General features: G+C 67.9%; 10 protein-coding genes. 7 read left to right on the top strand and 3 right to left on the bottom strand.

What is annotated here, in order from left to right; genetic code table 11:
• Positions 1 to 5 precede the first annotated feature (5 nt).
• The 3 genes from HMI58_RS06455 (at position 6) to HMI58_RS06445 (ending at position 3,474) form a co-directional block, all read left to right on the top strand.
• Complete coding sequence (locus tag HMI58_RS06455) at positions 6 to 974, top strand: DMT family transporter (protein ID WP_171586297.1); 969 nt, start codon at positions 6 to 8, stop codon at positions 972 to 974.
• 188 nt (positions 975 to 1,162) lie between these two features.
• The gene (locus HMI58_RS06450) at positions 1,163 to 2,551 is read left to right on the top strand and encodes a glycine--tRNA ligase (protein WP_171586296.1); all 1,389 of its coding nucleotides are present in this window, start codon (positions 1,163 to 1,165) and stop codon (positions 2,549 to 2,551) included.
• Positions 2,551 to 3,474 (top strand): GNAT family N-acetyltransferase, encoded by a 924-nt coding sequence (locus tag HMI58_RS06445; protein ID WP_171618552.1) that lies wholly within the window; start codon positions 2,551 to 2,553, stop codon positions 3,472 to 3,474. The genes HMI58_RS06450 and HMI58_RS06445 overlap by 1 nt, the downstream gene beginning before the upstream one ends.
• 8 nt (positions 3,475 to 3,482) lie before the next feature.
• On the opposite strand, the gene HMI58_RS06440 is transcribed toward HMI58_RS06445, so the two are convergent.
• Genes HMI58_RS06440 through HMI58_RS06430 form a run of 3 tightly spaced genes read right to left on the bottom strand, consistent with a single transcriptional unit; the run spans position 3,483 to position 5,952 of the window.
• Positions 3,483 to 4,322, bottom strand: a complete 840-nt coding sequence (locus HMI58_RS06440) for a lysophospholipid acyltransferase family protein (RefSeq protein WP_171586294.1) — start codon at positions 4,320 to 4,322, stop codon at positions 3,483 to 3,485.
• Positions 4,319 to 5,149 carry a DUF1295 domain-containing protein gene (locus HMI58_RS06435; RefSeq protein WP_171618551.1) on the bottom strand — a complete coding sequence of 277 codons (831 nt, stop codon included), beginning with the start codon at positions 5,147 to 5,149 and terminating at the stop codon, positions 4,319 to 4,321. The genes HMI58_RS06440 and HMI58_RS06435 overlap by 4 nt, the downstream gene beginning before the upstream one ends.
• 50 nt (positions 5,150 to 5,199) lie before the next feature.
• A complete protein-coding gene (locus tag HMI58_RS06430) occupies positions 5,200 to 5,952 on the bottom strand; it encodes an alpha/beta fold hydrolase (protein ID WP_171586292.1) in 753 nt (250 codons plus the stop codon).
• A gap of 155 nt (positions 5,953 to 6,107) precedes the next feature.
• On the opposite strand from HMI58_RS06430, the gene HMI58_RS06425 reads away from it, so the two are divergent.
• The 4 genes from HMI58_RS06425 to dnaG all read left to right on the top strand — a co-directional run bounded on the left by HMI58_RS06425 (position 6,108) and on the right by dnaG (position 12,085).
• The gene (locus HMI58_RS06425; protein ID WP_318779151.1) at positions 6,108 to 7,457 is read left to right on the top strand and encodes a YibE/F family protein; all 1,350 of its coding nucleotides are present in this window, start codon (positions 6,108 to 6,110) and stop codon (positions 7,455 to 7,457) included.
• 85 nt (positions 7,458 to 7,542) lie between these two features.
• The gene (gene dusB / locus HMI58_RS06420) at positions 7,543 to 8,739 is read left to right on the top strand and encodes a tRNA dihydrouridine synthase DusB (protein WP_171586394.1); all 1,197 of its coding nucleotides are present in this window, start codon (positions 7,543 to 7,545) and stop codon (positions 8,737 to 8,739) included.
• 7 nt (positions 8,740 to 8,746) lie between these two features.
• Positions 8,747 to 10,030, top strand: coding sequence for a deoxyguanosinetriphosphate triphosphohydrolase (locus HMI58_RS06415; protein ID WP_225667951.1), 1,284 nt, complete (start codon positions 8,747 to 8,749; stop codon positions 10,028 to 10,030).
• Between the two features lie 105 nt (positions 10,031 to 10,135).
• On the top strand, positions 10,136 to 12,085 hold the full coding sequence (gene dnaG / locus HMI58_RS06410) for a DNA primase (protein ID WP_171618550.1): 1,950 nt from the start codon (positions 10,136 to 10,138) through the stop codon (positions 12,083 to 12,085).
• Positions 12,086 to 12,101: the final 16 nt, after the last annotated feature.

Below are 12,101 nucleotides of genomic sequence, written 5' to 3'. Positions count from 1 at the left end.
AATGGGTGTCACACCACCCCCGGCTTCCCCTCGTCCCTGGCCTGCTTCTCGCCGTCGGGGCTGGCGTCGCCATCCCGCTGCAGGGCAGAATCAACGGAGCCCTCGGGACCGAGCTGGCCGACGGGGCCGCGGCGGCGCTGGTCAGTTTCAGCACGGGGCTGGTTCTCATGGTGATCATCACCTGCGCCCTGCCCCGGGGCAGGGCCGGTTTCCGCCAGATCGCCCCGGCAGTCCGGGAACGGCGCTTCCCGCCCATCTACCTCGCTGCCGGGACCGTCGGTGCCTTCTTCGTCTTCTCCCAGTCCCTGACCATCGGCGTCCTGGGTGTGGCGTTATTCACAGTCGCAGCGGTGATGGGGCAGACACTCAGCGGCCTGCTCGCTGACCGGGCCGGCATTGGCCCGGCGGGAAAGCGGCCGCTGACCCTGATGCGGCTGATCGGTACCGCGCTCGCCGTCGCCTCGGTGGTGTGGGCGGTATCACCGCGCTTTGGCGCCTCCGGCGACGTTCAGTCCTGGCTGATCCCCGTTCTGCTCCCGGTCGCTGCCGGGTTCCTGATCAGCTTCCAGCAGGCCATGAATGGCACCGCTGCCGTCCACTACGGGACGCCGATCACCGCCACCCTCCTGAATTTCGTCTCAGGCACCTCGGTTCTGCTGGTCGCCTGGCTGATCAAGGTGCTGGTGGCCGGACCGGGAGAGGCGCTGCCCACCGAGTGGTGGTACTACCTGGGTGGGCCCCTCGGATGCATCTTCATCGGGCTCGGCGCGGTCCTGGTCCGGAGCCTCGGCGTGCTCCTGACCGGGTTGGGAATGATCGCTGGACAACTGGTCGGATCGCTGGTCCTTGACCTGGTGTTCCCCACCCCGGGAACCGTTGTCGAAGTGGCGACGGTAGCCGGACCCCTCCTGACCCTCGTGGCCATCGTGCTGACCACACTGCCGTGGCCCCGGCGCGCGCTGCGCTTCCGCTGACCCGCACCCCGGCCCCGCACCCCGGCCGGGTGCAGGTAACTCTGCGCCGGGACGCCGGTCCGGCCGCCTCGGTAGGCTAGGGTTGTACCTTCGATTCGCGCAGGCCGCGGCCCATTCCTGGGCCGTCTGAGACCTGCCGGGCACCACCACGGACCGCACCCAGCGGCCTGTAGAAATGGAGAACCACCGTGGCCAAGAACCAGTCCGCACTCGACCCCATCATTTCCCTGGCGAAACGCCGCGGATTCGTCTTCCAGGCGGGGGAAATCTACGGCGGATCACGGTCGGCGTGGGACTATGGTCCGCTCGGGGCCGAGTTGAAGGAAAACATCAAGCGGCAGTGGTGGCAGTCGGTGGTCCGTGGCCGCGACGACGTCGTCGGCCTCGACTCCTCGGTGATCCTGCCCCGCAAGGTCTGGGAGGCCTCCGGCCACGTGGACGTCTTCAGCGATCCCCTGGTCGAGTGCCTGAGCTGCCATAAACGTTTCCGCGCCGACCACCTCGAGGAAGAGTACGAGGAGAAGAAGGGCCGGGCCCCCGAAAATGGCCTCAAGGACATTGCCTGCGCCAACTGCGGCACCCGCGGCGAATGGACCGAACCCCAGGAGTTCTCCGGCTTGCTGAAAACCTTCCTGGGCCCCGTCGCGAACGAGGAGGGGATGCACTACCTGCGGCCCGAGACCGCGCAGGGCATCTTCGTGAACTTCAACAACGTGCTCAACACGTCCCGGAAGAAGCCACCGTTTGGCATTGGCCAGATCGGCAAGAGCTTCCGCAACGAGATCACCCCGGGCAACTTCATCTTCCGTACCCGTGAGTTCGAGCAGATGGAGATGGAATTCTTCGTCGAGCCCGGCACCGACGACGAATGGCACGAGTACTGGATCAAGAACCGCCTCGACTGGTACACCGACCTGGGTATCAAGGCGGACAACCTGCGCCTGTTCGTCCACCCGCTGGAGAAGCTCAGCCACTACTCCAAGGGCACCACCGACATCGAATACCGGTTCGGCTTCCAGGGCTCCGAGTGGGGCGAGCTGGAAGGCATCGCCAACCGCACCGACTTCGACCTCTCCACCCACTCGAAGCACTCGGGCACCGACCTGAGCTACTTCAACCAGGGCACCAACGAGCGGTACACCCCGTATGTGATCGAGCCCGCCGCCGGGCTGACCAGGTCCTTCATGGCGTTCCTGGTGGACGCTTACACCGAGGACGAGGCACCGAACTCCAAGGGCGGCGTCGACAAGCGCACGGTCCTCAAGCTTGACCCGCGCCTCGCACCGGTCAAGGCCGCCGTGCTGCCGCTGAGCCGCAACGAGGACCTGTCCCCGAAGGCCAAGGATCTCGCAGCACAGTTGCGCCGGAACTGGAACATCGACTTCGACGACGCAGGTGCCATCGGCCGTCGTTACCGTCGCCAGGATGAGATCGGCACCCCGTTCTGCATCACCGTCGACTTCGACACGCTCGAGGACCAGGCCGTCACCATCCGCGAACGCGACACCATGGCCCAGGAACGCGTGTCACTGGACAAGGTCGAGGGCTACCTCGCCGCACGGCTGATCGGCTCCTGATGGCACTGAACTACCGTGAGTGGCGCGACGGCGACGACCTGGAGCTCATCCAGCTCTGGGGCGGACCCGAGAATGCGCAGGTGGAGCAGGCCAGGGCCCTCTTCAGGCCCTCCTCCAACACCCCGTGGCTGCGCTGCATCGTGGCCGAGGACCTTGTGGGCAGCGACGCGGGGGTTCCCGTCGCCGCTGCGTACGTCTTCGAACCCAAGCTTCACAACCAGCGCCTGTGGGCGTACGTCGAGGTGGCAGCCGACCACCGGCGCGCTGGTGTCGGGTCCACCCTGCTCGCGATGCTGCGGAACGAGGCGGCCGGGTCGCCGTCGGGCGCCACAGCGCTGCGGGCCAAGGTGATTCCCGGTTCCACCGGCGGGGACTTCGCCCTCGCATCGGGGCTGGCACCGATCCAGCGCTCGCGCATCGTCCGGGTGGAACCCGGGGCGCTGGCGCTACCGGTCTTCGAGGACAACGATGGTCCGCAGCTGGATGAAGCGGCGACCGGGTCGGTGGAGCTGACCACGGCCGTCGCCGCCTGGTACAACGCGGTGCACGCCTGGGATCCGGCGGACATGACCCTGGGCCAGGCCCAGCAGTACCTGCTCGCCGACACCACGGGCGCCGGGGGAGCGGTGATCCTCAGGGACAAGCCCCAGGCCGACGGCGGCAGGATCGCCGCGTTTGCGATCAGCTACACCCAGGCCCGGACCGACGATCCCGCCGACGTCCTGGTGGGGTACGACCCGACGCTGGCGCCCGCGGAGCAGGAAGCCGCAGTGGCGTCACTGCTCGCGATGCTGGTGCACCAGTTCCCGGTGCTCGTGGAGGTGGACGATTCGATGACCGCCCTGGTCAACGTGATCGACCCGCTCCTGGCGATGGGGACCGCGAGCGTGAGCGCCCCCGAGACGCTGGTCGTCAGCGACTAACTGGAGCTCTACTGGCGCTCGTGCCGGCCGGTCGCCTTGTCGTGCGCGTCAGCGGCGATGCGCTCCTCCTCGGTCATGGCGCCACCGCCGAGGTGGGCCGGCTGCCACCAGGCACCGGGCTCCGGAACCATTGGGAAGCTGGCGATGCCGCGGTCGATGCCGTCCTGCAGTTCGGCGCGCAGCTGCTCAGTCTCGATGACGACGTCGGCATCGGCGCCGTGCCGGATCGGCTTGCTGATGTGGACCCGGACGGGTGCGCGGAACACGGTCTTCAGGGACAGCTTGTGGCCCCGGCTCATCAGGCGGTGGGACCCCCACACCGAGATCGGGATGATGGGCACCCCTGCCTCCGCAGCGAGGCGCACCGCGCCGGTCTTCAGTTCCCGCACGGTGTAGCTGCGACTGACGCCGGCCTCCGGCAGGATGGCCACGTACTCGCCGGCCTTCAGTTTCTCGAGCGCACCCTGGTAGGCGGCGCTCCCGGCACTGCGGTCAACGATCACGTGACCAGCCGCACGGATGGCGGGGCCGGCAAACCAGTGCGACCCCGCGCCCTTGGTGATGAGGAACCGCATCTGGGCGCGGGCGTGCCGCCACAGCACCAGCTCCGCGAAGGCGAAGTCGAGGTACCCGAAATGGGTGATGGCGACTACCGCACCCTGACCCGGTACCGGGCGGCGTGACCTGCCGTTCAACGGCCCCGGCGGCAGCAGGTTCTCCTCGCCGGTGACGATCACGCGGATGCGGAACACGAACCGCAGCGCCTGCCCGGTGTGCACGATCATCCGGTAGAAGCGGTCGTTGGGCTGGGGCTGCCAGCGCCCGATCTTCTCAGTGAGTCGACTCATGATGATGCACCTCGTCCGGGTTTGGGGGGAAGGGGGAAGAAGCCGCTGGTGTTCTCGATGTACTCCCGGTAGCCGGGTCGGGTGCTGAGCCGCTTTTCAGTCAGCGGCTTGCCGGTCTTGTTGGACAGGGTCCAGAACATCAGGGCCGGGGAGAGAATGGTCAGGACGCCGGGCCACGAGTCGGCGGCGACCAGGAAGAGGCCCACCCACACCGCAGCGTCCCCGAAGTAGTTCGGATGACGGGTGTAGCGCCAGAGGCCCTTGTCCATCACCGTGCCCTTGTTCGCCGGGTTACCCCTGAACGCGGCCATCTGGTAGTCACCGACGGTCTCGAAGAAGAAGCCGACCAGCCAGATCACCGCTCCCACCCACGCCAGCCAGCCCAGGGGCCCGGTCGAGTACATGGCCACCTGAACGGGCAGGGAGACGAAGAGCATGACGACGCCCTGCGTCAGATAGATCTTGCGCAGTGCGTAGGCGTTACGGGAGCCCGGCGCATCACTGAGCATGTCCTCGTAGCGCGGGTCCTCGGCACCGTCGCGGGCACGCCATCCGATGAATCCGGCCAGGCGCAGCCCCCAGGCGGCGGTGAGGATGAGCATCAGAACGCGGCGGCCGTCGTCGCCCGCTGACCCTCCGGCCACGTCGGCCGACGTGAAGAAGGTGATGGCCGCAATCACCACAAAGCCGAGCCCCCACGCCGTATCGATCACCGAGTGGCGCTTCTGGATTTGTGCCAGGGCGAAGGTGGCGGCCAGCAGCCCGACGACGCCGAGCGTCGCCCAGCCGAAACCGGCAGCAAAGCTGAGGAAGGGGAAGTCAGGCATCGTTCACCTTTGGTGGATGGAGTGGAACATACCGGTTAGGTAGTCGCGGCCTAGACCGAGATGGCCAGTGGCTGGTCGCTGGCCAACAGGTCACGAGCCGGGAGGGTGCCGGCCGGTGGCACTGACGCGCCCGTGTCGTCCATGAAGGCTTTCAGCACAAAGGAGGCGGTGAGCTCGTGCCAGAGCCGGGCTTTCGTGACCATGAAGTGCCCGGCGTTGGTGACCGTGACATAGTGCAACTCCTTGGCCAGCCCCTGCGCCCGCTGGGCGTAACGGTACGACTGCCGCTGGGAGGTCCACCGGTCCTGGTTGCCGTGCAGGATCAGCACCCGCCTGCCGTCGACGGGATCTGCGGGGGTAGTGTCGCTGAGCCAGGGGGCGAGGGACACCACTGCACGCACCTGCGGGTCGTCGGCGACGCAGAGGGCCACCAGTCCGCCCATCGAATGGCCGACCAGGTAGATGGGAACCCCTGGATGGCGGTCGCGAATCGCGTCCAGAGCCCAGCGGGCATCGTGCAGGGGCGACATCTCCTGGCCGTTCCACCCCCTGACGCTGTTGCGCAGGGACCACACTTCCAGGCCGTGACGCTTGCCGCGGCGATGGATCAGCGCGGCGAAAGGCACCATCCGCACCGGGCTCAGGTGGCGGGCGCGTACCGGTTCGAAGCTGTTCGCACGGCCGCCATGCAACACCAGTGCGACGCCGGTGACCGGGCCGGAGCCCTTACGGACGGTGATGACCGGGGCATGCGCGACGGTTCCCGCGGGAACCTCGCTTGATTCACTGAACCGCTCTTTCATCTGTCCTTTTCCGCCTACCGCTGTAGGTAACTCATCCTGGTAATAGCTTATGTCCCGAACCGTGCGCTGGATCCCCGGGGAGGGGCCCCGCGTAGAATTCCGAAGGGCACCGAACAGGTGCTCTTTTTCGACCATCTTGGACAGCTAGGAACTTCGTGGGCCACAGTCACAGTCAGGACACTGGGAATTCGGAGCTGAGCGCCTCAACGATTGGTGCCCGACGGCGGGCGAACCTGCTGCTCTCAGCGATCCTCGTGCCCCTCGGCATCCTGACGGTGATCGGCATGATCCTGCTGTGGCCCAGCGGGGACCGCAGCGACGTTACCGTCGCGAATCCCTACGCCACCGCCGACGGCGTCACCATTGATACGGGGGAGGTCCAGCGGATCTCCCTGGAGGACTGTCCGTCCTCCCAACCCACCGTCGACGCTGGCGGCGTCGCCCAGCAGTGCCAGGTCGCCTACACCCTGCCCGACGCCGGCGGGGCGGAGGTTCCGGTCGAGGTCACCCCCGAACTGGCCCGGGCCAACGCCGTCGAGCCCGGTGACCGGATCCGCTTCCTGAACCTGGACGGGGTCATCCAGGGCGGAAGCGCCCCCTACATCTTCATCGACTTCGTCAGGACCATCCCGATGATCTGGCTCGCCGTCCTCTACGCGGTGGTGGTGGTCGCCGTCGCCCGGTGGCGTGGACTGCGGGCGATGATCGGCCTGGTCGGCGCCCTGATCGTCCTGGGCCAGTTCATCTTGCCGGGACTGGTGGAAGGCAAACCGCCGCTGCTGCTCGCGCTGGTCGGGTCGGTGGTGATCATGATCGGGGTCCTCTACTTCGCCCACGGCTTCTCCGCCAGGACCTCCACTGCCCTGCTGGGGACCCTCTTCGGTTTGTCCATCACGGCGCTCCTCGCCGCGTGGGCCACCGAATCGATCTACCTGTTCGGGGTGGGGGACGAGAACGCCTACGCGCTGGTCAACGCCTCCGGTAGCGTCTCCATCTCGGGCATCATCATGTGCGGGCTGATCATCTCCGGGCTGGGAGTCCTCAACGATGTGACCATCACCCAGTCCTCGGCGGTGTGGGAGTTGTACGAGCTGGCCCCGAACACCTCGGCCAGGAGGCTATTCGCCGGGGCAATGAGGATTGGCCGCGACCACATCGCCTCCACCGTCTACACCATTGCGTTCGCCTACGCCGGGGCAGCGCTTCCGCTGCTGATCCTGGTCTCGCTGTACGAGCGGACAGTCCTGGAGAACCTCACGAGCGGGGAGCTCGCGGAGGAGGTGGTCCGCACCCTGGTGGGCTCCATCGGCCTGGTGCTCGCGATTCCCGCCACCACCCTGATCGCCGTCCTGGTGGTCAAGGCAGTGGGAATTACCCGGTCGGCGGGGCACGACGACGACGGGCAGCGGCCCGCGGCGCTCGCCGCCGAGAGTGCCGCAGCCGGGCCGGTCAGCGGGAACCCGCCGTCGGATACCCGCCGTGCCCGGCGGGATCGAAGCGACTGACCCGGGCCCTGGCGCGCCGGGTGAACCAAACGCTTCCCGATTTGCCTCAGCTTGCGACAATGGACTGGTGACTGTTGTATCAACCCTGCCCGGCGTAGCCGAGGCCTCCGCCCCCGGCCCATCAGCTGAAACCCGACTCGATCTGCCCCCGCTGCAGCTCGGGAACATCACCGTGAAGACCCCAGTGGTCCTCGCGCCGATGGCCGGGATCACCAACACCGCGTTCCGCCGGCTGTGCCGCGAATACGGTGGCGGTCTGTACGTCTCCGAAATGGTGACCTCCCGTGCCCTGGTGGAACGCAACCCCGAGTCCCTGCGGATCATCTCGCACGACGACGACGAAGCGGTCCGCTCAGTCCAGCTCTACGGCGTCGACCCGGTCACGGTGGGCGCCGCGGTCAGGATCCTGGTCGAAGAAGACCGCGCCGACCACATCGACCTGAACTTCGGCTGCCCCGTCCCGAAGGTCACCCGGAAGGGTGGCGGTGCGGCGCTGCCGTGGAAGCTTGACCTGTTCACCGGCATCGTCCAGACAGCGGTCCGTGAAGCCTCGAAGGGTGACATTCCGCTGACCATCAAGATGCGCAAGGGGATCGACGAGGATCACCTCACGTTCCGCGAGGCGGGGAAGATCGCCCGCGACAGCGGCGTTGCCGCCGTGGCACTGCACGGTCGCACCGCTTCCCAGTTCTACTCCGGCAAGGCCGACTGGAATGCCATCGCCGAACTCCGCGAGGCGCTCCCGGACATCCCGGTGCTCGGCAACGGCGACATCTGGTCGGCGGAGGACGCCATCCGGATGGTGCGGCAGACCGGCGTCGACGGCGTCGTCATCGGGCGTGGCTGCCAGGGCAGGCCGTGGCTGTTCGGTGACCTGATGAACGCGTTCGAGGGGGACAGCAGCAGGCACCAGCCCGGCCTCGGGCAGGTCGCCGACACCGTCTACCGGCACGCCGAACTGCTGGTCGACACCTTCGGCAACGAGATGATGGCCCTGCGGGACATCCGCAAGCACATGGCCTGGTACTTCAAGGGCTACGTGGTCGGCGGGGAGCTCCGCGCCAAACTGGCCGCCGTCCCCACCCTTGAGGTGTTGCGTGAACTGCTGGCCGAGCTCGACGCCGCGTCCCCTTACCCGGGTGCTGACGCCGAAGGCCCCCGGGGCCGCGCTGGCAGCCCCAAGAAGACCTCACTGCCGCAGGACTGGCTTACCTCACGGGCACTGAACGATGCGCAGCAGGCGGACATCTCCGCCGCGGAAGTGGATGTCTCAGGTGGCTGAGTCCGGAATGAGCTTCCCGAACGCGCCGGTCACCCCCGGCTACACCGACTCCGACATGCAGCGGTGGGTCGACGAGCCCGCCAAAAGCACCCACCGGTCCCACTTCGAGCGCGACCGAGCCCGGGTGCTGCACTCCTCAGCGCTGCGGCGCCTCGGGGCGAAGACCCAGGTGGTGGCCCCCGATACCGACGACTTTGTCCGCACCCGCCTGACCCACAGCCTCGAGGTCGCCCAGGTGGGCCGCGAACTGGGCCGTGCGCTGGGTTGCGACCCGGACATTGTCGACGCCGCCTGTCTGGCACACGACCTCGGCCATCCGCCCTTCGGGCACAACGGTGAATCGACGCTCAACGACCTCGCGCACTCCGTCGGCGGGTTCGAGGGCAACGCCCAGACCCTGCGCCTGCTCACCCGGCTTGAGCCGAAGGTGATCCGCGCCGACGGCACCCCGGCGGGCCTCAACCTCACCCGTGCCAGCCTCGACGCCGCCGCCAAGTACCCGTGGACCGCCGCCAACGCCCCGGTCCGGCACGGGCAGCGCACCTCCAAGTTCGGGGCCTACGAGGACGACCTGCCGGTCTTCGACTGGCTCCGTCAGGGCGCCCCGGCCGGTCAGTCCTGCCTTGAGGCCCAGGTCATGGACCTGGCCGACGACATCTCCTACTCGGTGCACGACGTCGAGGACGCCATCGTCGCCGGACACTTCCAGCTGAAGCAGATGGACAACTCCGACACGCGGGCCCGGGTGGTCGGCTACACCCAGCAGTGGTACCTCCCGGACAGCGACGCCGCAGCCATCGACGCCGCCCTCGCCCGGCTGGAAGCGACCGACATGTGGGTCCGCGACGCGGATGGCAGCAGGCGGTCGATGGCCGCGCTGAAGAACATGACCAGCCAGCTGATCGGGCGGTTCTGCCTGAGTGCCCTCGCCGCCACCCGCGCCATCTACGGGCACGACCCGCTCACCCGGTACCACGCGGAAATGGTGGTGCCCGAGGACACGGAACTGGAAATCGCGGTCATGAAGGGGCTGGCCACCACCTTCGTGATGACCACCGAACGGCGCCAGCCGGTCTACGAACGCCAGCGGGAGGTCCTCAGCTCCCTGGTCGCCCAGATGGCCGCGGCCGGGGACAGGTTCCTGGAACCGACCTTCGCTGCGGACTGGAAGGACGCGCCCGACGACGACGCCCGGCTCCGGGTGGTCATCGACCAGGTGGCCTCGCTCACTGACGCCTCAGCGCTGGCCCTCCACCGGCGCGCCGTCGGACCCGTTCCGTCCCTCTGGTAGCCCCTGCCCCTCCCGATACCCGGTCCCGTGGCGTGCAGCGGGACTGGTCCTGCACAGGCGTTGCCCGCGCGCCCGGACCCCACCGCTGACGCATAGACTGTTTTCATGGCCGGACTCATCAAGCGCGAAGACATCGATGAGGTACGCCAACGCACTGACATCAAGGAAATCGTCGACGGCTACGTCACCCTGAAGTCCGCCGGCGTGGGCTCCTACAAGGGACTGTGCCCATTCCACGACGAGCGTTCGCCGTCGTTCCACGTCCGCCCCCAGATGGGCTCCTACCACTGCTTCGGCTGCGGTGAGGGCGGCGACGTCATCTCGTTCGTCCAGAAGATGGACCACACCTCCTTCTCCGAAACGGTCGAGAAGCTCGCGTCCCGGATCGGGTTCGAATTGCGGTACGAGGACGGCGGCACCGGCCCGCGGCGGGAAGACATCGGGAGGCGCCAGCGGATGCTGGACGCCCACAAGATCGCCGCCGAGTTCTACCGCGACCAACTGCTCACCCAGGGTGCTGCTGCAGGGCGCCGGTTCCTGCAGGACCGCGGCTTCGACCGGGCGGCCGCCGAACTGTTCGGGGTGGGCTACGCACCACAGGGCTGGGACGGACTCCTCACCCACCTGACCGGCAAGGGCTTCACCCAGGACGAGCTGAAGCTCACCGGCATGTTCAGCGTGTCCTCCAACAACGCCGGGCGCATCTACGACAGGTTCCGCGGCCGCCTGATCTGGCCGATCCGCGACATCACCGGCGACACCGTCGGCTTCGGGGCCAGGAAGCTCTACGAGGAGGACCAGGGGCCCAAATACCTGAACACCCCCGAAACCTCGCTCTACCGCAAGTCCCAGGTGCTCTACGGCATCGACCTGGCCAAGCGGGAAATCGCCAAGACCCGTCAGCTCGTGGTGGTCGAGGGCTACACCGACGTGATGGCCTGCCACCTCGCCGGGGTGGGGACCGCCGTCGCGACCTGCGGCACCGCGTTCGGGGCCGACCACATCAAGATCGCCCGCCGGCTGCTGTCCGACGACGGCTCCGGTGGCGAAGTGGTCTTCACCTTCGACGGTGACGCCGCCGGGCAGAAAGCCGCCCTGCGCGCCTTCGAGGAGGACCAGCGGTTCGTCGCGCAGACCTACGTCGCCGTCGAGCCCAGCGGCGCCGATCCCTGCGAGCTCCGCCAGACGAAGGGCGACGACGCCGTCCGCGGGCTGATCTCGTCGCGGCGGCCCCTGTTCGAGTTCGCCATCAAGGCCTCCTTCGGCAACTATGACCTCTCTACCGGCGAGGGGCAGGTCAACGCCCTGCGGCACGCCGCCCCGATCGTCGCGCGCATCCGCGACGTCTCGCTGCGGTCCATCTACACCCGCGAGCTGTCCCGGTGGCTCGGAATGCAGTTCGTCGGCGAGGATCAGGTGGCCCGTGCGGTGGCGACCGCCGCCCGCAAGGGGACAGGGGTGAGCAGTGGCCCTGGCCCGGGATCTGGTGCAGCGTCCCGCGAGGGGACAGCGCCGTCGTCGTCCGCCGGATCCAGCGAGGGCACCGCCGACGCCGCAGGTGGCGAGGGCGACGCCCAGCACTTCCCCCGCCCGGATCCGAAGGACCCCATCGGCCGGATGGAGCGCGAGGTCCTTGAGGTGGTGCTGCAGTACCCGAACCTGTTGGAACCGGTGCACTGGGAGCGGTTTGCCGAGTCGGGGTTCTCTGAGCGTGTCTACGGGGTGCTGAAGGACGCTGTGCAGGCCGCGGGCGCCGCGGGGGTGGATCCGGCCCTGTGGGTGGAACGGGTCCGGCAGGAGGTCCCTGAGGTGCTGCGCGGGCTGGTCACCGAGCTGGCAGTCACCCCGCTGCCGTCGAAGGCCGAGGACGCACTGGCACTGTACTGCCGGGACATTGTGAACCGACTTTTCGAGCTGCGTATCACCCGGCTCAAGGCCGAGATGCAGGGGAAACTGCAGCGCGTCGACGCTGCTGCCGACCCCGAGCAGTACGTCCAACTGCAGCGTGACCTGCTGGCGCTGGAGATGCGGCGCCGCCAGCTGCGCTCCGACTGATTTCCGGCCAATTTCA

This window comes from Arthrobacter sp. 147(2020), from assembly GCF_013116715.1.
Lineage (GTDB): Bacteria > Actinomycetota > Actinomycetes > Actinomycetales > Micrococcaceae > Arthrobacter_D.
Note: the sequence above shows the minus strand (reverse complement) of the source record. Positions and strands in the feature narration are given on the sequence as shown.

Excerpts from the sequence above, each read along its gene's own strand:
- HMI58_RS06445 (WP_171618552.1), top strand. The coding sequence starts at position 2,551 with ATGGCACTGAACTACCGTGAGTGGCGCGACGGCGACGACCTGGAGCTC.
- HMI58_RS06440 (WP_171586294.1), bottom strand. The coding sequence starts at position 4,322 with ATGAGTCGACTCACTGAGAAGATCGGGCGCTGGCAGCCCCAGCCCAAC.
- HMI58_RS06435 (WP_171618551.1), bottom strand. The coding sequence starts at position 5,149 with ATGCCTGACTTCCCCTTCCTCAGCTTTGCTGCCGGTTTCGGCTGGGCG.
- HMI58_RS06430 (WP_171586292.1), bottom strand. The coding sequence starts at position 5,952 with ATGAAAGAGCGGTTCAGTGAATCAAGCGAGGTTCCCGCGGGAACCGTC.
- HMI58_RS06415 (WP_225667951.1), top strand. The coding sequence starts at position 8,747 with ATGAGCTTCCCGAACGCGCCGGTCACCCCCGGCTACACCGACTCCGAC.
- dnaG (WP_171618550.1), top strand. The coding sequence starts at position 10,136 with ATGGCCGGACTCATCAAGCGCGAAGACATCGATGAGGTACGCCAACGC.